General features: G+C 46.2%; 18 protein-coding genes and 1 tRNA gene. 10 read left to right on the top strand and 9 right to left on the bottom strand.

The features are described from left to right. Positions 1-280: 280 nt before the first annotated feature. The 7 genes from V7S65_RS28635 to V7S65_RS28665 all read right to left on the bottom strand — a co-directional run bounded on the left by V7S65_RS28635 (position 281) and on the right by V7S65_RS28665 (position 7,475). Positions 281-1,681: a hypothetical protein gene (locus V7S65_RS28635; protein ID WP_336389146.1), complete on the bottom strand. Its 1,401-nt coding sequence runs from the start codon at positions 1,679-1,681 to the stop codon at positions 281-283. Between the two features lie 271 nt (positions 1,682-1,952). Then, a complete protein-coding gene (yiaA, locus tag V7S65_RS28640) occupies positions 1,953-2,375 on the bottom strand; it encodes an inner membrane protein YiaA (RefSeq protein ID WP_336389145.1) in 423 nt (140 codons plus the stop codon). A gap of 151 nt (positions 2,376-2,526) precedes the next feature. Beyond that, positions 2,527-2,598: transfer RNA gene (locus tag V7S65_RS28645), tRNA-Met, on the bottom strand. Positions 2,599-2,858: 260 nt separating this feature from the next. Further along, complete coding sequence (locus V7S65_RS28650; protein WP_336389144.1) at positions 2,859-4,508, bottom strand: family 2A encapsulin nanocompartment cargo protein cysteine desulfurase; 1,650 nt, start codon at positions 4,506-4,508, stop codon at positions 2,859-2,861. Continuing rightward, complete coding sequence (locus tag V7S65_RS28655; RefSeq protein ID WP_079470838.1) at positions 4,495-5,418, bottom strand: family 2A encapsulin nanocompartment shell protein; 924 nt, start codon at positions 5,416-5,418, stop codon at positions 4,495-4,497. Before V7S65_RS28655 ends, V7S65_RS28650 begins: the two co-directional genes overlap by 14 nt. A 238-nt stretch (positions 5,419-5,656) precedes the next feature. Then, the gene (locus V7S65_RS28660; protein ID WP_336389143.1) at positions 5,657-6,451 is read right to left on the bottom strand and encodes an SDR family NAD(P)-dependent oxidoreductase; all 795 of its coding nucleotides are present in this window, start codon (positions 6,449-6,451) and stop codon (positions 5,657-5,659) included. A gap of 253 nt (positions 6,452-6,704) precedes the next feature. Beyond that, entirely contained in the window at positions 6,705-7,475 is a 771-nt protein-coding gene (locus V7S65_RS28665) for an NIPSNAP family protein (protein WP_336389142.1), read from the bottom strand. Between the two features lie 97 nt (positions 7,476-7,572). Between V7S65_RS28665 and V7S65_RS28670 the strand changes: the two genes are divergently transcribed. The 4 genes from V7S65_RS28670 to V7S65_RS28685 all read left to right on the top strand — a co-directional run bounded on the left by V7S65_RS28670 (position 7,573) and on the right by V7S65_RS28685 (position 10,849). After that, the gene (locus V7S65_RS28670; protein WP_336389141.1) at positions 7,573-8,688 is read left to right on the top strand and encodes a suppressor of fused domain protein; all 1,116 of its coding nucleotides are present in this window, start codon (positions 7,573-7,575) and stop codon (positions 8,686-8,688) included. 153 nt (positions 8,689-8,841) lie between these two features. Beyond that, a complete protein-coding gene (locus tag V7S65_RS28675) occupies positions 8,842-9,717 on the top strand; it encodes a TraB/GumN family protein (RefSeq protein WP_336389140.1) in 876 nt (291 codons plus the stop codon). A 12-nt stretch (positions 9,718-9,729) separates the two neighbouring features. Continuing rightward, positions 9,730-10,233, top strand: a complete 504-nt coding sequence (locus V7S65_RS28680; RefSeq protein ID WP_111577911.1) for an RNA polymerase sigma factor — start codon at positions 9,730-9,732, stop codon at positions 10,231-10,233. Next, entirely contained in the window at positions 10,223-10,849 is a 627-nt protein-coding gene (locus V7S65_RS28685) for a hypothetical protein (protein WP_079470832.1), read from the top strand. The genes V7S65_RS28680 and V7S65_RS28685 overlap by 11 nt, the downstream gene beginning before the upstream one ends. 67 nt (positions 10,850-10,916) lie before the next feature. Here the strand turns inward: V7S65_RS28685 and V7S65_RS28690 are convergent, their stop codons facing one another. Further along, positions 10,917-11,813 carry a glycerophosphodiester phosphodiesterase family protein gene (locus V7S65_RS28690; RefSeq protein WP_111577909.1) on the bottom strand — a complete coding sequence of 299 codons (897 nt, stop codon included), beginning with the start codon at positions 11,811-11,813 and terminating at the stop codon, positions 10,917-10,919. A 41-nt stretch (positions 11,814-11,854) separates the two neighbouring features. Next, positions 11,855-13,810: a glycoside hydrolase family 97 protein gene (locus tag V7S65_RS28695; RefSeq protein ID WP_336389139.1), complete on the bottom strand. Its 1,956-nt coding sequence runs from the start codon at positions 13,808-13,810 to the stop codon at positions 11,855-11,857. 645 nt (positions 13,811-14,455) lie between these two features. On the opposite strand from V7S65_RS28695, the gene V7S65_RS28700 reads away from it, so the two are divergent. Genes V7S65_RS28700 through V7S65_RS28725 form a run of 6 tightly spaced genes read left to right on the top strand, consistent with a single transcriptional unit; the run spans position 14,456 to position 22,667 of the window. Beyond that, complete coding sequence (locus tag V7S65_RS28700) at positions 14,456-16,234, top strand: type VI secretion system Vgr family protein (protein WP_336389138.1); 1,779 nt, start codon at positions 14,456-14,458, stop codon at positions 16,232-16,234. 18 nt (positions 16,235-16,252) lie between these two features. Continuing rightward, positions 16,253-17,752 (top strand): zinc-dependent metalloprotease, encoded by a 1,500-nt coding sequence (locus V7S65_RS28705; RefSeq protein ID WP_336389137.1) that lies wholly within the window; start codon positions 16,253-16,255, stop codon positions 17,750-17,752. A 1-nt stretch (position 17,753) separates the two neighbouring features. Continuing rightward, entirely contained in the window at positions 17,754-18,239 is a 486-nt protein-coding gene (locus tag V7S65_RS28710) for a hypothetical protein (protein ID WP_336389136.1), read from the top strand. Between the two features lie 10 nt (positions 18,240-18,249). Beyond that, positions 18,250-19,197 (top strand): hypothetical protein, encoded by a 948-nt coding sequence (locus V7S65_RS28715; protein ID WP_336389135.1) that lies wholly within the window; start codon positions 18,250-18,252, stop codon positions 19,195-19,197. A 6-nt stretch (positions 19,198-19,203) separates the two neighbouring features. Then, positions 19,204-19,686, top strand: a complete 483-nt coding sequence (locus V7S65_RS28720; protein ID WP_336389134.1) for a DUF4280 domain-containing protein — start codon at positions 19,204-19,206, stop codon at positions 19,684-19,686. An 11-nt stretch (positions 19,687-19,697) separates the two neighbouring features. Further along, entirely contained in the window at positions 19,698-22,667 is a 2,970-nt protein-coding gene (locus tag V7S65_RS28725; protein WP_336389133.1) for a hypothetical protein, read from the top strand. The last annotated feature ends 79 nt before the right edge of the window (positions 22,668-22,746 follow it).

Raw genomic sequence — 22,746 nt, forward strand, 5'->3', positions numbered from 1 at the left:
TAGCTTTTTACCTGGAATATATTTTTAATTACAATACTTTTTTTCTTCATACACGGGTGGGTAATACATGGATTTCCCGGTGTTCATCCTGGTTCCTATTAAAAAATCGATTTAGCAATAGGTTCCAAAAAAAAGATTCGTGGGAATCTTATTGAATAACAAGTCAAAATAACGCAGCACTTTTTCTCTTGCCCGGAATAAAAGTAATATTTATTTGTATTAAATGAAATCATTTTTAACATTTTTTTTAAGATCCGGATAAACAGGGGGATACGCCGGATTAATCACCGCTATACATATCCCTGATTTCTTTCAGGATGTCATAAACGGTCTGCTGATTACCTTCATTATAACGTCTGGCCCAGAAAGAAACCAGCCAAACATTCATCCGGCGGGCATTCAGGTCATTGTTGTTGAGAGATGGATCTATACGGTCCATGTTATTCAGCACCTGTCTTACATCACCAATGAAATCTTCGGATGCAGTGTAATCTGTAGTGACAGCCATCTTTGTGTAGAGTTTTTCCAGCTTTACAGTTACATCTTCCTGTGCCTGCAAGGCACTATAAGTGAGCAATAATTTTTCCACATAGTAACGTACAAAAGAACGCTGGTAAGTATTATACGGCAGCATCTCGTGCAACAGGTTTTTATATCCGGCGAAGGACTCACGCAGCCGGGCTTCATCGCGGCCAGCCCAGGCAAATTGCCGGATAGCGGACTCCAGCCCGTGATTTTTCGTATAGGCGGGCGTGTCGTACGGATCTTCTGCTTCTCCTTCATAGTACAGGGGTTGTACATACGAATGCCACATCAGCGCGAGGTCCGAAGTTTGCCTTTTTTTCACAGCGGTGCTGTCCAGTTCAAGCTGTTCATGCAGCAGATAGGCGGCTGCTTCCCGGAGTTGCGAAACGCTGAGCGGAAACTCCTCTGGTGTTTTTATTTCATAGGTAAAGCTGTCTGTCGCCAGGGCGGCGGCATCCAGCTCAGTCGCTGCAGCTGTTTCTACTCCGTCAAAAGGTGAATATTCCGGACGATCGCTTTTACGCACGGTTTGCACGGCAATAAAAATAACCACCAATGCAGCAATCCCCGCAGTGCTGGCGATAATGATACCAAACAACCGGTTGCGTGTCCATAATTTTTCAGCGGCCCACCACATCGTGCCCAGCAGGAATGAACAAAAAATGGTTAATCCAAGTACCCCCATATATAACAGGTAATTCCCACCGGTATCTCCATCCGTATTATGTTTGCTCAGCAGGAAGATAAACGTAAAAGAAACAAGGGAAATAAGAAGATCCGACAAGAATATTTTCTTCCAGTATTCGTTCCCGGAGGCGGGAGCAAGAGCCTGATTTTTCTTCATCAGCGAAATCAGCCAGTAAAAAACACCGCACCACATACTGCAGGTTAACAGGAAAATAATGGGAGTCAGAAACGCGTCGGCCATGGAACCATCACTATCCTGAAGAGCAACTATATTCGTAAACCTATCCAGTTCATACAGCAACCCAAAAGGCAGGGTGAACGTACCGGCATTTTCTAAAATACGGTTGGTAAATCCCTCAACGGCGGCCGGCACCGCAACATAAACCTGGGAAAGGAACAGGGGTGCAAACAACAGGACAACTACCAATATCTTAACTATGATAATATGCTTATAGATCTTGTTTCCCATATGGATAAAAAGGTTAACTATCAACAAATATATTATAATATGGTACAAAAAAAAGTGATTAGCAGGAATACTGTTAATCACTTTGGAGATGTATTATAAGGGTGTTGGAGGATAGATATAATATTTGATACCCGCTTAAAGGGTGGTAATGCAAATGTACCGGCACAGCCATTGCCGGGGAAGACGATTCAGGAAAAGTATTTATAGATTCCGGAAAAACGGGGAGGGGAATAACAGGGAGACTGCTTAAGTCTCCCTGTAAAAGAAAGTATTAAATATCGCCGGATGCAGGGGGATTAGTTGCTTTCGCAGCCTGGCTGTCGCGGGTATTTTTTTGTACGGTAATAGCGCCGAAAACGCTTAACAGAAATGCAAATGCGTAAAAGCCTTTTTCACTTGGAGCAAGGGTGGCATTCCACAATCCGATGGTGAGCAACAGGATGGTGAGCAACATGGATACCCAGCTGAGACCATAGTAAATGTCGGTTACAGGAACGCCTTCGATCCTGTCCCGTACGCACTTCTGGACAGATACCGCGGAGAACAGTCCGTACATTAATACTGTGAAATAATATCCTTTTTCATTCAGTTGCATAGTGGAGGCATTCCAAAGGCCGATGATGAAGCCCAGGATACCTGCAAATACTGCTACCCAGGAGGCCGCAATAAATGCCATTGAAGGTTTCTGTTTCATTGATTAAATAAAATTTATTTAGGGATTGGGTTGATGGCTAACAAAAACTGCTTTCAGATATTGATGGCCTGCTGTAATAATACTATTTATTTTTGATCTGAAGCAGTATAAAAAAAGTCCTGCACTTTCCGTACAGGACTTTTACTTTTTGTAGCGAGGAGCGGATTCGAACCACTGACCTTCGGGTTATGAGCCCGACGAGCTACCTCTGCTCTACCTCGCATTGTGGAGTGCAAATGTAGGTAAATAATTTAAACCACAAAATTTAAATGCTCTTTTTTATGAGCACAGCTGCATGTTTCAGGGGAATTGGATTTTTTAAGCGGAAATACATACTGGTGTAATGTAGTGCTGTGGCGTGTTTGATGGGGTTGGTTTGTTGCGGTTTTTCTTTCCAGGAAGATGGAAAAATATTTTTTAAAGAAGAGATGACCAATAGTTTGATGCGAATAAACTGCCGGCCATCTCTTCTTTCTAAAAAAATTATATCCTGCTTCTGCGTAATCTCAATAGTGTATTTACGAGAATATCTATATCGGCGCAGCTGTTGTAGAATGCCAGTGAGGGCCTCACTGTGCTTTCCACGCCAAACCTGCGAAGGATAGGCTGCGCGCAATGGTGACCGGATCTTACGGCAATTCCTTCCTGGTTCAGCGCCGCACCAACCTGTTCGGTTGTGAAATCTTTAAATACAAAAGACAATACGCTTGTTTTATCAGGAGCTGTGCCTATCAGGCGCAAACCCGGCACGTCTTTCAATAACTGTGTAGCATATACGAGCAGGTAGTGTTCATACTGGTGTATAACATCAATGCCTATATGATTTACATAATCGATGGCAGCGCCTAATCCTACGGTGTCGGCTATATTACCGGTGCCGGCTTCAAAGCGCCCGGGGGCTGCGTGGTACTGGGTATGCTCAAAGGTTACGTCTTTGATCATATTACCACCGCCCTGCCAGGGTTGTGTTTCATTCAGCAATGCCTCTTTGCCGTACAACACCCCGATACCGGTGGGACCAAAAACTTTATGCCCGGAAAATACGTACCAGTCGCAGTTAAGCCGCTGCACATCTGCACGCATATGCGATACCGCCTGGGCGCCATCTACCAGCACTTTGGCGCCGGCCTGGTGGGCGAGTTCCACTATTTGCTGCGCCGGCGTAACGGTGCCGAGTGCATTGGATACCTGTGTAAAAGACACCAGCTTTGTTTTAGCACCGAGCAGTTTCTGGTATTCAGAAAGTATGATCTGGCCATCATCATCAACAGGAATTACTTTTATCAGCAATCCCTTTTTGGCGGCCAGTTGTTGCCACGGTACAATATTGGCATGATGCTCCAGGTGGCTCAGAATAATTTCATCGCCGGCCTGCAGGAATTGTTCGCCCCAGCTTTTAGCTACCAGGTTAATGGCTTCTGTAGCGCCGCGAACAAATACAATTTCATTTACAGATGCGGCATTGAGGAAAGCCCTTACTTTTTCGCGGGCGCCTTCATACGCATCCGTGGCGCGTGCTGCCAGTTCATGAGCGGCACGGTGGATATTTGAATTTTCGTGTTCATAAAAATAGCTGATGCGGTCAATTACGCTCCGCGGCTTCTGCGTGGTGGCGGCATTATCCAGCCATATGAGCCGGTGGCCGTTCACCTGTTCCTGCAATACCGGGAAATCGGCCCTCACCCGGTTAATATCCAGCGGGGGCTGGGTGGCGCCGGTGATACCTGCTGCTTTTTCCGGTAGGAAATAGTAGGAGGTACCTGCGGAAGGCAGCTGCGATGTATAGGTTGATGATGGTATACTTTTCAGCGCCCGTTGCAGTTCCTGTTCAAAAGAAGGATCATAGGCCGTTGTTGGATGCGTGAGCGCAGCCGGTGAAATACCGCTGCCTGCTACGGAAGCAGGAATGCCGCCGTTACCGGAAAAGTGAGGATCCGGTAAACTGGTAGGCGCCTGCGTAACATCTGTTACGCTTCCCTGTTGCAGCAGCGGGTCCTGGATGGGGGCAGCTGATGTGTAACCTGTGTAGGGCACATCATTACCGGATTGCAGGGAGGAAAACAACTGGTTGGCCAGTTTCTCCAATGCGGCAATATCCGGTAATCCATCGGGTTGGAAATTATTTGTATTCATGGTACTTACCTATTTCTACATCATCCAATACGGCAATGGCGTCATCTACCAATACCGCCAGTGAGCAGTAAAGGGATACGAGATAGGAAGCAATGGCCTGGTGGTTAATACCCATAAAGCGCACAGATAATCCGGGCGATTGCTCTCCCGGTAAGTTAGGCTGGTACAAGCCCACTACTCCCTGCCTGCTTTCGCCGGTGCGTAAAAGAATGATTTTTGATTTGCCGTTTTCGATAGGCACTTTATCGGATGGTATCAGCGGAATACCGCGCCAGGTAATGAATTGGGAGCCAAAGAGGGAAACGGTGGGAGGCGGTACGCCCCTCCTGGTGCATTCGCGGCCAAAGGCGGCAATGGTAAGCGGATGCAGTAAAAAGAAGCCGGGTTCTTTCCATACTTTGGTGATGAGCTCATCCAGGTCGTCCGGAGTAGGCGCACCGGTGCGTGTTTTGATACGCTGGGAAGCTACTACGCTGTTTAGCAACCCATATTCCTTATTATTAATTAGTTCGCTTTCCTGCCGTTCCTTAATAGTTTCAATGATCAGCCGCAACTGTTCACTGATCTGGTTATAAGGCTTACTGTAGAGGTCTGATACGCGGGTGTGTACATCCAGTACGGTATTCACTGCACTGAGGTTGTACTCGCGGGGATTATCGATGTAATCCACAAAAGTCTGAGGTAGTTCGCGTTCATCTCTTCCGGAACAATCTACGGTTACGTTGCTCTCGTCTTTTACTTTGTTAAGCCTGTACACGCCCGATTCTACCGGGATCCAGCTCATTAATCGCGTGAGCCAGCGGGGTGTAATGGTAGACATCTGCGGCACCGTACGGGTGGCAATGGCGAGTTGTCTTGCGGCGACGTCGCCGAGTGCAGTCTGGACTTTCTGTTGAGTTTCATCAGCCATGAGGGGATCAGTTTTTGAATTTTAAAAAAATGTAGTCTGTTGCCAGATTGAAAATGTGTGGTGGCTCATTTTCAACCTGCTGGTGGGTGTAATAGGAGTTAAATTAAGTCTTTTTGTTTAATTATCGACGTACATTTTTAATCTGCGGGCGCCCGGCAGGCAGGCGCCAGAAATTCCTCCCTGATAAGCCACCACAGTGCAGGTGCTTTCCGGAAACAGGGTATATTCAAGGGTAGGTTTAGAAAATAGTTCTCAGCAAACCGCCATCGGCGCGGAGCGCTGCACCATTTGTTGCCGCAGAGAGCGGACTGGATATATAAGTAACGAGATTGGCGATTTCTGATACTTTCGCAAATCGTTGAATGAGAGAACTGGGGCGCATGTTTTTGAAGAAGTCTTCTTCTGCTTTTTCAGGGGAGACCATATCCGATTCAGCTAACTTTTTAATAAAATCATCTACACCTTCAGATTTGGTAGGGCCGGGCATTACGGTGTTAACAGTTACGGCGGTGCCTTTGGTAAGCTCTGCCAAACCGCGGCTCACCGCCAGCTGCGCTGTTTTGGTAGTACCATAGTGGATCATTTCTTCCGGGATCATCACCGCCGATTCGCTGGCGATAAAAATAATCCGGCCCCAGTTTTTTGCCAGCATCTTCGGGAAAAAGTAACGGGAAAGACGTACGCCGCTCATTACATTTACTTCAAAGAAACGGAACCACTCAGCATCCGTGATTTCTTCAAACGGTTTGGGTTCAAATATCCCGGCATTGTTCACCAGGATATCTACTTCCTGCACTTTTTCCAGCAGCTGGTTCACTTCCTCTACTTTGGAGAAATCGGCAGCCACGCCGGTTACCTGTGCATCCGGCACCTGCTGTTTCAGTTTTGCAATGGCTTCGTCTATCCGGGCGGTGGTTCTTCCGTTGATAATCACCACGGCGCCTTCCTTTAGCAGTTGTAAGGCAATGGCCAGGCCGATACCCTGGGTGGAGCCGCTGATCAGCGCCGTTTTGCCCTTTAATTGTAAGTCCATAGTATAATGATGTTTAATCGTTTACCGCAAGTAAAAAAATAATTTGCTTTATTGATAAGTATAAAGTTCTTTATACTTTTATGACATGATCAGTTTTGAATGGTATCGTACATTTAAAGCGATCTGACAGTCAGGTACATTAACAGGCGCCGCACAGAAATTGTTGATTTCACAGGGGTAAACTGTTTTATACGCAGATCAGAAACCGGTATGATAAACGGAGCGGCGGGTAAAGGCCCGCCACTCTGTAGTATTACAAGTCTGAATAGTCTGTTGGTCTGAGGAACAGGATCTCTGATTTAGATACATTGTGACTGTATTCCTCCATCGCCGACAGCGTTTTCCATTTCGGATCTGCACTAAATGCTTTCCAGTGTTCATCACGATCTTCCTTATTGTTGAAAGTGGTCATGTACATCAGGTTGGGCATGCGTGGTCCTGAAATAACGGAAGCATAAAATACCGCATTAAAGTTGAGGTTCCGGAAGATACCGATTTCATCGCCGGTATTGAACATCTTCACTTTGTTAACATGGTATTTCTCGGAGGGACTTTCATAACTGCGCAGCTCATACACCCGCTCATTTTTGGGCGCTTTCAGAGCCGGCGCTTCCAGTATGGGCATTCCGGGAAACGCCTGTAGCAGGATAGATTCTATCCTGGTGTAAGGAATATTATTCCAGGCCGCATCCGTATAGTCTTTCCCGTTAGCCTGAAAAGATTTATCGGCCTGCAGGGTTTTATCCAGGTTGACGAACTGTTCGAGCGACTGGAACGGGATCAGTACATAGATCCGGATCTCAGCAGTGTCGGCGGTAACCGGTTTGAAAACGCCGGCCTGTTTGATGCCTGCATGGTGTAAAGCCGGGAGGAATGTTTTCTCCAGGTAATTATCTACCAGTGTTTCCTGTGCTTTCGTTTTCAGGTGGTAGATTTTGATCTGGTAAAATTGCCGTTCTTTGGCGGTGAGTGTAGCTGAACCAAACATCATGAGTGCCATTAGCAAAGTGGAATATATCTTCATAGAAATTAATTGTATACCTGACAAAATACAGCAATTGAGGCAGGAATTATAGTGTTGCCCGAAAGCCTTATTTTGCGGATCTTAAAAAAGAATAATTATGTCTGAGCCGGTAATGTTGATAGACCAGCCTAATAACAGAGGAACTTTATATGCCGTAGTGGAGCAGGACGACAGAGTGGCTTATTTTTACCTGTATCCTTCGGAATTACTGACCACAAAGTATTCCCCGCGGCCGTGCTGGTTACGGAACCTGCAGCCGGCACCGGCAAAAAAGGATGTTGCGGCCATGAAAGAAGGGATGGCGCCCATGCTCGAAGCTGCCTATTGCAACCACCCGCAGGGACTCGAACCACTGGAAAAAGAGCGGTTGACAATTGTATGGACGGAAGAGGGAGATGGAGCAGCGGTATTGTATGATAATGAAATACTGGGGGTAATACCCGGCTGGAGCCTGTACAATGATGAACATGCAGTGGCCTATGCAGCAGATTGTACCGGCGCCGGCGAAAATGACCGGCTGATGCCGCTGGGCAAGCGTGGCACCAACGCCATGTACGAGCGCATAGATCAGGCCATTGCCTTCTGGAAAGACTGGGAAGGGGAAGCCAGCCAGGCATGGAGCATTTTGCAGGACCAGTATTTAAAAGCATACGAAGCGGAGTTTGGCCCTATTCAGCAATACTATGCCATCGATGGTGGGCAATGGCCCCCGATGGCATTGGGTAAATTTGAGAAAGAGGACGTGGTATACCTGCTCACCCTGGGAATCAGCATCCGCCCGATGCCGTGGGTAGAACTCCTGTACAGCGACCGCGCCCCCGGATTTCGCCGTATGGAACTGGCGATGGCAGTGAGCAAAAAAGATTTTACAGATAAAGAGATCATGGCAATGGCCGGCCTGATGTCCGGTATGGCCGACCGGCCGTGGAAACAGATCACCTGGCTGGGAGAAGGTCATACGGTAAGCTCGGAGGAACTCCCGGCCCCCTTTGAAAGCGTAGTGGTGTCCTCGGCCTTATATAATGGTCCCGTCATTGGGCTGCCGGAGGTATATGGCGATAAGGTGAACTTATACTGGTTAGCCCCCATTACCAAACTGGAAAGGGAATATGCCCATTCCCGGCCCAACGCAGGCTATGATCTCCTGGAAAAAATGATTCATCATAACCTGAATCACATTGTTACCCGCCGGTCTGAACTGCCCTCCGATTAATGAGGATACCTCTTTTATATGAAAGGTCTGCCGCAAAGCAGACCTTTCTCTTTACTGGCAGCGGGTTTAAGAGATTTCTTAAAAAAAAGTTGAAATAATCTGTAACGAAGTGATTCCATCGCCTACTAATTCTGAAAAGAAAATCAAAAGCACATGAAAAATATCTTCAGAAATATAACAGCAGCTACGCTGGTAATCACAGGCTTATTTGCAGGTAAAGCATCCGCACAGCAACCCACCACCCAGGATAAATCATTATTATGGGAAATCAGTGGTAACGGATTAGCAAAGCCCTCTTATTTGTATGGTACCATCCACATGATTTGCGAGAATGATTTTAAAGTAACAGAAAAAACAAAGCAGGCGTTAAGTAAATCGGCGCAACTGGTTATTGAAGCCAATATCCTCGACCCCAATATCAATACCATTATGGCTAAAGCAATGGCGTCTGATGTGCCGTTGAGCAAAAAATTATCTCCTGCTGATTACCATGATGTAGATTCTATCCTGAAAAAGAAATGTGGTGTGCCTTTGGCGCCGTTTGAAAATTACCAGCTTGCAGCTACCATTTCGTTGCTGGCTATGAAATCATTTCCCTGCCAGGAACTAAAATCTTATGAAACTACTTTTATACAAACAATGCAGGCAGATAAGAAACATATCAGCTACCTGGAAGGGCTGGAAGAACAGGTGGGATACCTGCTGAAATCATACACCGACAAACAAATTGTTGAACAGGTAAAGGCTTTCGACAGTACCAGCATGAACATGAACCAACTGGTGGCAGCCTATAAAGCCGAAGATCTGGCCGGTATGTACAACCTCATGACTACACCCGACCAAATGGATGAAAATACCATTCACTGGATGCTGGAAGTACGCAACAAAAACTGGATAGATAAAATGCCCGGAATGATGCAGCAGGAAAGCACTTTCTTTGCGGTAGGTGGCGCACACATTGCAGGCCCTGTTGGATTGATTAAATTATTAAGAGAGAAAGGATATACTGTTACACCTATTTTGAACTAAAGCTATCACCGATTGAAAAACAAGGAAAAAGAGTTTCTTGAACTGGTTGAAGCACACAAAGGAATTATTCATAAGATTTCCAGGATGTATATGGATGCTGAAGATGATCAGCAGGATCTGACACAGGAAATTATCTACCAGCTTTGGAAATCTTACGACTCCTTTCAGCATCAAAGCCGCTTCTCTACCTGGATGTACAGGGTTGCACTGAATACCGCACTGGTATTCTTTAAAAAAGAGAAAAGAAAAATGGCTGTTACAGACACCATGCCGGAACACATCGCAATGGAAGAAAATGTAACAGCCACGAAAGAACTGCAACTGGCGCACTTTTACAGGGCGGTACAAAAACTGGAAAGACTGGAAAAGGCATTGGTTTTTCTTCACCTGGAAAATTATTCCCATAAAGAAATCGGAGAAAACCTGGGTATCTCTGAAGGGAATGCAAGAATTAAACTCAGCAGGGCAAAAGACAAATTAAAAGAACTGATTAAAAAACAAGGTTATGAATTTTGATGATATAAAATCCGCCTGGAATAACGATAATGAAGGCAGTAACATAGTTGTTCCTTCCAGCGTTGACCAGTTAAAAACGTTGCAGCTGCCGGTGGAAAAACTCCGTAAGGCGATGCAGATGGAATTTTTTGTACAACTTTTCAGCCTGATACTGATCGCATTCATGCCTAAAATTTTTTCACTCAACCAGGTGATGGTGATACCTTTCTATGCCGTGTACCTGGTGATAATAGCCATCTCTGTTCAATATTATTACAAGTTCAGAACTTTTTATAAGAGTCTTGGTACAAATACACTCAGCTCAAAAGATAATCTATATGCCCTGTATTACGAGGCTAAGCTGAATATTGAAATGTATAAAGCATACACCTATACGCTGCTTCCTTTTGCATTGATTATTGGCGTGATGTACACGGTAGGTCATAAAAGCGGTGAAATTACCCGCTTGCTGGCAAAGGCTGCTGATCATCAGGGAATCGCGCTGGGATTGGCTGCATCCTTTGTATTGCTGGTGTTAGCGATCACCGCCTTAACAGAAGAATGGATTAGCCAGGTTTATGGGAAATACCTGAAGCAGATAGGACAGGTACTGGAACAGTTTAAGGAAAATGCGTAGGTAAGATTTAAAATAAGAAGGGGGCTGATAATCATTTATCAGTCCCCTTCTTATTTAGAATTGAGTATTATTTTTGGTAGCTGCCCACCAGTTTTACCAGTTTATCAGGAGCATTGGAAATAATACCATCTACTCCCCAGGAGATGAGTTTTTTGAAATCGCCTTCGTCATCTACGGTCCACGGAATCACGGCAACTTTTTTATCGTGAGCTTCTTTTACCAGTGCCGGCGTTACCAGCATGTGATATGGGCTATAGATGGTGGGCGTGAATCCCAGTTTCTCAAGATTGACGTTGAAGCTGTCTTTATTGCCTATCAGCAAAGCCGTTTTCTGAGCGGGATAGGTTTTGTGTAGTTCCTGGAGCGTCCGGATGTCGAACGACTGGATAGTAACCCGCTCCGTTATTTTTTTCCTGTTGATGACTTCCATTACCCGGGCTACAAATTCGGCTGGGCCAGGATTGTAGATGCCGTCACCATCGGGAGCGCTTTTTGTTTCCATGTTGTAAAACACCGGTTTGAGGTGATGTGTTTTTACATAGGCTTCCACACTGTCTATCAGGTCTGTTAACAGTGGCCGGTGAACCATCATTTTTTCCTGTTGAGGAAAACGGGGATGTGGTTTTGTGCCAGCATCATATTTGCGGATACTGTCGTAAGACATTTTGTATAATGCCAGGCCTTTTTCCTCGGCTTTGGAGATGTCTGAGCCATCAGGCTTACGCATAAATTCTGCCGACATATACGCATCATGCGATACTACCACCTGTTGATCTGCTGTAATGATACAGTCGAGTTCCAGTGTTCTGGCGCCTAACTTCACAGCATTGATCATGGCGGGTATGGTGTTCTCCGGCATCAGGGCCATTCCCCCGCGATGTGCCTGTACATCTATTGGTTGTTGTGCTATTGCGCTGCCGGTAAACAGGCTACCCAGGACAGCTAAGAATAAAGTACGGTTCATAATTGCAAAGAGAATATAAATGGTTTATCCGCAATGTTATTTTATTGTTGCTTCACGATCCTTGCGGCCCATCCGCCGCCAATGTTCATCACTACGGGTACTTTCGAGTTTTTATCTACCGTTATCTGTTCCATTTTATAGTCTTGTGCATTCCTGTCGGCATTGATCCCGTCTTTCCAGACATGCATGGTATAGGTACCTTCCGGCAGGAAAGAGCAATCCAGTGTTAAGGTACGTGGCGTGAAATTAGTCATGCCACCTACGTACCAATCGCCGGTTGCCGCTTTGCGTGCGGTGAGAATATAGTTGCCAACGCTTGCCTGCAGGGCAATGGTGGTATCCCATACACTGGGAACCGCCTGCAGGAATTGCATGCATTCCGGTTCTTTATAGTAGTGGGTGGGATTATCTGCCAGCATTTGCAGGGGGCTTTCATAAACCACGTACATTGCCAGCTGGTGGCAACGGGTGCCAATGCTCATCGGGTTGCTGAAATGAGGTGTCCAATCATTTTTTTGTGCATTCAGCATAGCGCCGGGAGTATAGTCTGCCGGACCTGCTGCCATGCGGATAAAGGGAAAGGTAACGTTGTGGTCTGGTCCAATGGATTTGCTTTGATCGCCTTTGCTTTGTTCCATCCCGTATACGCCTTCAAAGGAAATTACGTTGAGGTATGTACGTTGGAGTCCCGCCGGTTTGTGGGCGCCGTGAAAGTCGACCAGCATTTTATGTGCAGCGGCAGCTTTGGCTACCCTTTCGTAATAATTTACCATCTGTTGGTCGTCGCGCTGCATGAAGTCAACTTTAATCCCTTTGATATTCCATTTGGCAAAGAGTTCCATTGCGGCATCCAGCTGCTGATCCAGTGCCAGCCAGGTTGTCCACAGGATGATGCCAACGTTTTTGGAAGCTGCGTAGCGCGATAATTCTTCCATATCTATGTCCGGTACTGTTTTCAGGAGATTGCGGGTGTCGCTCCAGCCTTCGTCCAGCACTACATATTCCAGTTTGTATTTAGCGGCAAAGTCGATGTAATATTTGTAAGTGTCGGTGTTCACACCCGCCCGGAAATCCACCTGGTAAATATTATTATCGTTCCACCAGTCCCAGATGGCTTTGCCCGGCTTCACCCAGCTGTAATCGCCGGTGGAGGGCTCTGCCAGCTGATAGGGGAGTTCATTAACCAGCAGGTCTTTATCTTCCGGCGCTATCATCACAATGCGCCAGGGTAGTTGGGAGGGGCCTTCTTTTTTGGCGATAAAGTTCTCCCGGGTTTCTACTTCTTCATCCCGGTCCGAGGTTACTTTTTTCTTTATGGGGTAGTGAGGAAATACGGCTTCCAGTGTGTTGCCGCCATTTCCCTGTAACCACATACCGGCGTGGTTGAGGAGTGCGGTTTCCGTGATCAGTATTTTGGTGCCGTTTACGCTGAACAGTGCGGGCAGGCTGGCGAGGCTTTTGGGGCCACTGATATTATCTATAGTGAGCTTTTGATAAAGACGTTCGTTATGGGAGAAGAATCCGCTTTCCACCGGGTACCAGGCGCTGTCTTTTGCCTGGAGGGCAAAGCCGGCCTGCTCGTTCACCACCTGCCAGGCACCTTTGTTGTTGATGAGCCATCGCCATGCAATACCGTTATTGTACGCGCGCCATTGCAGCGAAGTACGGTTTTTAAAATTGATCTGCAACTGATCGTAGTGATCTTCAATGAAGGTACTTTTCTGTTTTACTACCGGGCGAAGCGTTTGTGTTACGGACGATGTTTTAGTACCGGCAACTTTCCAGTTGCCACCAGGACTAACAGATGTAGCCACGCCGATAGTGGCCGGTTGCAGCAGTACTTTGCCATCGTAGGACAGGGAATACTGTATACTATCCCTTACGGATATACGTATAGTTGTTTTGCCATCGGGCGAGTGCAGCGTATATTCCTGTGCCACCGCTGCTATGCTCCCGGTGGTGGCTATCCATGCAAGCATCCATCCTTTCAGATTCATTATTTCCGTTTTAAGTTATATAAAATTTTGTTCCCCGATCCGGAGAAGAGGGGTTAAATTAATCGTTATTTTATAAACTTTACATGATAAATTACTGCCGGTAATTTCTTTCCGGAAGATGCTGTTGTTGCTGGTATTTTCCCGGATATGGACTCCGTTACAAAAGCTGCTTTCAAACGCCGCTACATCAAATCCCGGTTGTTCATGCCGGTATTTTATAAGTCTTGTTTTTGCTAGATAAGTTTATCCTTCACCGTTAGTCTGTTGTTCCTGTGCTACGAACTGAAATCATTTTTGCAGCGATATAATGACAGTTATGAGTATACGAAAAGTGCCACAGTATGGCTTTATATAACATGTCTTAAAGATTGTAAACATTAGGGATCCTTCTCATATTATTGAATGGCAGAGCTCTTTTATTGCGTCCTTTCAGCGTGGTTATTTTTTTGTTTTTGAGTGATTGAAATTGTGACACTTGTTGTATATTAGTTCCTGATTATAAACCATGTCAATCTACTGTTGCATGTTTTAACCCGTTAATAGCAACAGCAGGTATTAATTCCAATTTTTTTGAAGTAATGACCCGATATCATTTCTGTGATGATAAAAGGTACTAACCATATTTAAAACCGTAAAAGCTGCGAAATGTCATTGTATACGCACACCTCATTTACTATTGGTGATCATCAGTTTACTTCTTTTCATTCCCTTGCCCTGCATCAGGCTATCCGCGGCCATCATAGCTTTGAAATCATGATCGGGTACGACTGGCTTACCAAACTTGGAAAAGGATTGTTCAATGCCGGCAAGGAATTCCTGGGAAAAGAAATTTCTATCTCCATAAAACCTGTTGAATCAAATGCCGTATACAAACCGTTGAATTTTAATGGTATCGTTAGCGGTATCAGCATGGGAAAGGAAACGGATGGCACGCATGGATTTTGCGTAATCAAAGGACATAGCGTTACCATCCTGCTGGAAGACGATGAGCACATCGCGTGTTATGAGCAGAAAACATTGTCGGCAATTGTGAATGAAGCCCTGAAGGGATGCGGGCCTTATGCCAAATCACCCGCAGTAGATCCGGCTCACACTGATGCACTGAAGTATATTGTACAGTATAAAGAAACCACTTATCAGTTCATAGACAGGCTTGCCGCCCGTTTCGGGGAATGGTTTTTTTATGATGGAGAGAAAGTAGTATTTGGAAATTACCGGCCGCAGAAAACAACGCTTACACACCAGGTAGACCTGATCGGGTTTAACCTCGATCTTACGGTGAAGTCCAACAACAGCCGCTTCTATGGCTACGACTACCGCCAGAACCAGGCGGTAAGCAATGATACCTTATCTGTGCCTGCGGGTAACACCGATGTATATACGAGCCACCTGAAAGAAGTAAGTGAGCGGCTGTATAAAAAAACATCGCAGTATAAACTGAACCAGTCGTTTGGCACTGCTGCGAAATCGCAACTGGATAAATATACGCAGGTACAGAAGAAAGGAAGGCTTTCGCAGATGGCCGTACTGAAAGGTACCAGCCAGCAGAGTGCATTGCGCATTGGAGATATTATCACCGTTAATGAATCGGTACTTTCCAATGAGCATCATGGCGAATTTGTAGTAACCCAACTCGCGCATTACTGCACGGAAAACGGGTTGTATAAAAATACATTTGAAGCCATCCCCGCAGCTGCGGCCATGCCGGAGGTAGACCTGTACCGCACACCGGTATGTGAAGCGCAAAGCGCCGTGGTAACGGATAATAATGACCCCAAAGGACTGGGCCGCGTGCGTGTGAAATTTCAATGGCAGCAACAGGGATCTACTCCCTGGCTACGATTGGTATCCCCGCATGGAGGTACTGAGAAAGGGTTTTATTTTATACCTGAAAACGGGGAGGAAGTATGGGTAGATTTTGAAGGCGGTAATCCTGAAGTACCCGTAGTACTTGGCACCGTATATAACGGAAACGCCAAAACAGGCTTCGGCGATGCACAGAATAACCTGAAAGTCATTAAAACCCGCAGTGGTCACCTCATCCGCCTGGATGATACCGATGGCGCAGAAAGCATCACCATCACTGATAAATCAGGCAACATCGTTACGATGGATACTAATGCACAAAGCATTAACATCGCCGCTATGGAAAACATCACCATCAATGCTAAAAACATCAGCTTTACGGCAAAAGAAAACATACAGGTGAGCGCAGGTAAAAACCTGTCGCAAACCGCGGTGAAAGACTTTAGCCTGCTTGCCGCCAATATCAAAGAGGTGGCGGATGATACGCTGCAGCGCACCGCTAAGAATATTGAAAAGACAGCCGAGAAAGTGAGCATGAACAGTACCAAAGAAAATATTGAAATGCACAGCGCCAAGCAGATTGTGAATAAAAGCGGCGACAAGGCAAAAATGTTTTAACCCCACAACCAGGCACAGATGGGAAATATGATCTCAATAGCAAAAACAATTGTTGAAAGCTCCGAGCTGTCAACTACCTATGCCACTAATGGTGATATCAGTTTAAATGCCGCCAGCCAGGTAAAACTGCGCAGCACGGAGAAAATTATTTATGATCAGTATAAGGCGCCGGCAACAAAAGAAAAGGAACTGAAGAAATTCCTGGTGCACTTCAGGCGGCCGGCAGACTATAAAGGAGAATATGGGTTCGACTGGCTCCGGGATGAATACATTTATGCTATTAATTACATTGAACGCGATAATAATAACCAGCCCTGTAACAGCACAATGCCGCTGGTGAGCGATGTAGCCGCTGCTAAAAAAGAATACCTGAAAGATGTAAAAAGCCCGGTGAAGCCATACGGCGTGGATTATTACCCCGCCTGGCTGTCACTTTTTCCTTACACCAGCTCGCAACAGTTTAAGTATGGTTCTTCCATGAACAAAGACGGCGCCCGGCTGGATCTTGAACTGGAGGAAATAGAAGAAGTGATCAGCGATGGTACCGAAATTATCTTCGAATCAAAAAATCCTCATCTGAAAATAACCCCGCAGAAAGTAAACATTGCCGCATTAATGGGAAGCGGCCAGCAAACACGTTTCCGGCCAGGCGGAGTAAAGGTTAAGTATTATACGCTGAAAGGCGCTGTAACTGTGGTGAATGCCAATGCCCCGTTACAACAGCATGAGGAAATAAAAGTGTTTGCAAAGCTGGGCAATAAAAAAGAGGAAGTGGGAAAGCTGATGGTATATAATAATCACGTCATCCCCAAAATGGAACTGATACTGGTAAAGGTAGGCACGCAGGCGAACAGTCTTCCTGCTATTGATCAGCAACTGGTAAAGGACATAGAATACCAGTTTAAAAGAGCTTCGTATAACCAGGCGCTCATCAGGGCGGAGATTAAAACGGATACCATTTTTGAAACGGGTGTACTCCCTTTAACAGACCACGATGTTACCAGCTACTGGAATAATGTGCTAGGCGGAACTGCATCGTTCAATGAGCAACAGTTCCTGGAAGAGGTGATCAAACTGTATGAGAAGTATGGGCAGCATAAACCCAATGGTGGCCGTATTAACGCGGATGCCAACAAACGCACCTATATATTCCTCACCGATTTGCCCGCCGATTTTAACGGCATCGCTGCCGCCGCTAATGGTGACGTGATAAAGGAATTTGTATGGGGAAATGCGTTCGTTGTATTCCTCAAAGGACTGAATCAACGGCGTACCCTGTTGCATGAAGCCGGGCATTCCCTGGGGCTGCAGCATACTTTCAGCGCCGGGCAGCCTATCGCCGGATTAAAGCCGCCGCCCTATACTTTTTACCAGGGCCACACGGATAACATCATGGATTACACCTGGCAAACAAACGGTAACCTGAACCCGTATAATGCCAAAGATAATATGCGGTCCTTTTTTAAGTTCCAGTGGGACATAATGAGACAGGACCGGAGTTTAATTTTAAATTATTAGTATGCGCGGTAGTTTGCTTGCCCTTTTATTGATGCTAACGGTAATGGATATACTACCGGCACAAACAAAGCCCACAACCAGTTCCGTGGCCTGGGTACACTTCGGTATTTTCTCAACCGGTATCCGGGTGAAGTACCGCGTTACGCCCAATGTACTGGAGCGCTACTGGCTGGATACCACCGGTGTGAAAATAGATTCCTCCGTACAAACATTATCCGCCGGCCAATGGCAGCGGAGTCGCTTTGTACTGGATTCTATTCCTTCGCTGTTGTTAACCGCCGGCACTACTATCTATAGCTGGGGCTGCCTGTACTGCGGAGAGCAACCGGTGATAATAGTGGAAGTAGGATTTACAGATAAAAGACCTCCTATGTCGTACCAGATAGATGCCGACACCAGCCGGATTCCGGCTGCTATCAGGAGTTACGTGGGAAACGTAAAAAAAGAAGTGTCTCAACTGATTACCGAAGGGAATAAAAAAAAGTAGCTATACCGATATGAGTAACCGTTCATTCCGGTTTAACCCGGTACATCTCAGCAGGACTTATGGCGTAACCTATATTATTCAATCAGCCGGTACCGAACAGGCAATCAGTTATGAAATAACAGTAAGCTGTTCTAAAAGATTACCCGGTAATATGTTCCTGTTTGAAATCAATAAGGGGCAGGTATACATTAATGACCAGGCGCCTGAAAAAATGATTGATAAGCTCGCGGAGCAATGTGGGAAAGTATTGTATCCATTACAGGTAAAGGTGAATGAAGCCGGACAATTTACCGGCATCGCCAACCAGTTACAGATTGCTGCAGCGTGGGCGACGGCTAAACCTACTATTCAACAATATTATACCGGTGATATTACAGACGAAATAGTAGCGTATATGGATCTGGCGGTAAGTAGTGAACCACATATTTACCAGTCGCTATGCCGCGATTGGTTTATGGCTCTTTATTTTGCCGATCTGTATCAGCCTGGCAGCGATATCATGAAACGCGGGCTCACTGCGGCATTGCCGGTAATGCCTTATACAACGCCGGTGCTGTTTAACGTTACCCAGCAACCTGTTCAGCACAATACCGCCAGCGGTAGCCTGGTGCTTCAGCAGAAGGGCAGTTGCAGCGATCCGCGTAGCGTGGAAGACATCTCAGCAGAAAAGGAAATCCCTTTGTCGCGGCAGTTGCACGGTATTCACACCCCCATAAAAGGACAGGTGGATATCTCCTATAAATTATATCATACCGATTATTCTATTAACGCTATAACAGGTGAATGCAGTTTGCAACTTGCGCCTGGACAGGATAAAAAAGTAACATTCACCATCTATCATTTACGGGAGAAAGATAAAACGCAGGCGCCGGTAATGTCGGTGCTGTTGCCGGAAAAGGAGCAGTCCGGGAAAAAGAAAAGTCTCTTTTCCTTCTTTTTCAACCGTGGAGAAAATTAAAAAGATATGAGCGAAAAACATCTGGTTTGTCAGGGCGCCGTTTGCAAGTGCCAGTTTGGTACAGCTCCCGATAAGCTGAAAGTGAAGAGTCAGCAGGTGCATTATATCAACGACAAAGACGGTGCAGAGAAACCGTTGGGGAATACCAAAGATATTGGTCAGCCTTTTGAAGCCAATACCTTTGGCAGTTGCAGTAAAAAGAATAATAACCCCTGTACTCCGTCGGTGACCGCCTGGAGCGGGTTTTATGATAAAGTGGTATTACCGGGAGATGCTTATATTTTGCTGGAAGACAGTAAAGCTACCTGTGCTACCGGCGGAAAAGATTGTATCTCTATCACCTTTCATGGGCAAACCGCCGACATGACAAAAAAAGATGCCGAGAAAGCTGATAAAGAAGTGCAAACGCACCTGAATCCAATGATGGATGTACAGAAAGTAGAAGAAGATTTATTTCTGATCCGGTTTCCACAGGGACAACCGTTTTAAAAATAGTTGCCATGTCTGATAATAAAAAGCTGGTAGTCACGATCCCGGCAGCAAAAGGATCGGTAGATGTAAAAACTTCCACCGCGGTATTAAATGAAGCGGGAACCGTGCGGGCAGAAATGAAACGCATTACCACGATGGTGGAGAAATTGCCGGCGCCTACGAAGCTCACCGTTCCCATGAAACTGCCGGAAGGCGATAAAACACCGTACCGCTGGATCTGGTCGATGTTGCGGACGCTTACATTTAAGAAAACGGATGTAAACGAAGCGCTGAACGGCCCCGTGGTGCATCCCAACTTCCCGAAGATAGTAGAAGGCGGCGGACTCGGCTGGCTGGAGCCTTTCCTCGATGGACATGAGCCTACCAATTCAGCGGCGCATGGTTACTTTATTGCTGCGCGTGGAAAGCCGGCGATCCTGTCGGCCGAGTGGCGGGAGTTTGCAGCCAATAATGACGGCAAAATTATTACCGGAGGCAGTAAAAAATTCAGGGAAAGCGTACAACTGCATATTTACACCCGTGCCATGTACGGCCAGGAATTACGGATCTTCCTGATGGACAATGACACCGCCACTGCCGATGATGATCTGCCGCCATGGGAGCGGGTTGCGGGAGAAGCCCAGAAGGAAAAAGGAAAAGAAACCCCCGATGATGCCATCAAATATTTCACCCGGCAGGTGAAAATAATGCCCATCCTGCCAGACGAAACCACCCGCGGAGAAGCTTTGCAGGTAAGTGATTACGTGGTAAAAGATAAATCAGGGAAAGATATGAAGGTGGCCGCCGGCTCCATCACCTACCAGAACTTTGTACAGAAAATAGTGGTAGACGTTTTCCTGGATGACCTCTGGAAGCCAGGTGCAGGCGAAGTCCTGGAAATATATCCTATCGTAAAAACACGCGATGGCAAGATCACTAAAACGTTGTCGAAGTGCTTTCTCAACGTAAAGGAAGATCCCCAGGTGAAGGAATCTCCCCTGATGTATGGCGGTAATAAACCAGTGCTGGCAGGTGATATTCCTACCAACACACGCAAGTTCCAGCCCTGTAAGTATGGCATGATCACCGTGGAAGATAAGGACGGGGTACAAACTATCTTTGATGAAAATGTACTGGACTTTAAAGCCCCGGAAAATCTTACTTATAACATAGTAGCAGGAAGTGAAACCGCAAAGAAAACCATCAAGCTCAGTGTACAAAGCCTGGTAACCCATGAAGATGAATGTACCGCTTCGCCAAAGCATAAAGATCATGTAATAGACCTGAGCAGCTTTGGCGCCAAAGGATATAAGAAAGAAGATGTGAAGGCCGGCGTAAAACGGGAAAAGGAGAAAGAGAGTGCAGCCAAAGGGAAATTTGAAATAAAAGCCAATAACTATAAATTTAAAAGAGATACCAATGCTTCTTTTTCCGGCGTGATAAAGGTATCGGACGAAGAACTGGAATTTGATGCACAGTATAAGTATAATTTCTTTGATGAAAACAATCATGTGCTTTTCGAGCGGATCCTGGGCTACCTGTGGATTCCCGCCGCACAGGCCGATCATTTCCCGGTAACCATTCAAACCTGCCGCTGGAAACATGTCATCGACTTTGCCGTGTACCCCGACATAAAATGGACCGCGGCCCTGGCGTTCAACATGGACAAAGCCGACTTTGACGCGCTGAAAACCAAATTCGCGGAAGCCAATAACGGTAAGGGAATAAAGAACGCGCTGCAACGGTTTACCATGAACCGGCTGGAAGGCGTGGAGAAGATCGGCGAAGCTGCAAAAGGCCGCTGGAGCAAACCCACGCCTACGCTGGATCGCCACAATGAGGAGTTGGGCACCGAACTCGGTGAAATGTTTGCATTGCCAAAAGATAAAAAGGCGGCGCCAAAACCTGTAAAATCGAAAGGTAACTTTGCAGAGCTGATTGAACTGCTGAAGGAATTCGATTTTTCCATCAAGGTGGAGTGGAATAATGATACCGAGAGCGTGGATCCCATCGAGGATATGATCGCCAAGTACTACAACATATTAAAAGCCGGATGGAACCTGGTAAAAGAGTTCAGGAACATTATTCACGGCAACCATACCAACAAAGCAGATACCTCCGGTGATGATGGAAAAGACCCCGACGAGTTTATCAATAAAAACAAAGGAAACCCCGATAAAAATATCCAGGGGCTCATCCAGCGGATGCAGCGGAAGCCGTTTGATTATGAACTGCAGTTTCCAAAGCTGGGGCTGGCCGCTTCATGGTACTACGAAACCATGCCACCCCAGAAAGGCGACAGCAAGTTATGGGGCGCCGGCAAAACCGTGCTGGTAAAGCTGGACGCCAAACCGCTGGTAGGCATCGATCTGAAGTGGGACTTCCTGGAACTGCTTTGCCGCCGGCATCCCATTGCCTACGCCATCTTAAAGGCAGTGGATGCGTTGTTGTACATCTGCGCGGACGACGACAGTAAAGTAGACATCAGTGTAACCTTGTCCGGTAAAATAGACCTGGAGGCCACCTTTAAACACAACACGGTAGGCGGGAATGTATTCACCCGGACCGCCGGCGCTTCAGAAAAGAAAGAGGACCTGATAAAGGGCGGCGCTGCGGTGTCGGTGAAGCTGGAATGTAAGCTGTACCTCAGTAAAACAGCCACCGCATTTAAAGTAAAAGTAGTGGTAGCATTGGGGATAGGGCTGGAAGGAAGCTCTGGTTTGGGATTGCAGGCAAAGATTGGTTCTGACGACGCGGGGTTGTTTGTAGGATTTGACCTGATTTTTGAAGGCATAAAAATTGAAGGGTATGTAGAGGCAAAAGTGAATGTAGGGGAGAAAACAAAAGAAGTAAAAAAGAAGAAAGGAGAACCGGAGAAGCCGGCCGAATACAATAAACTGGTGGAAGCCAATCCCAAAGCGTCTTTTGAAATCGGTATCGATGAGAAAAAGATCTCTTTGAAAAAAATATACTTAACAAAAAAAGAATCGGACGGATGAGTAAACCAGCAGTTATCATCTCATTAATTTTAATGATCGGCCTGCATAGCTGCGGGCAGGGAACAAATGCAAAAAAAGA

It is taken from the genome of Chitinophaga sp. CCNWYY40 (genome assembly GCF_037483205.1).
GTDB lineage: Bacteria > Bacteroidota > Bacteroidia > Chitinophagales > Chitinophagaceae > Chitinophaga > Chitinophaga ginsengisegetis.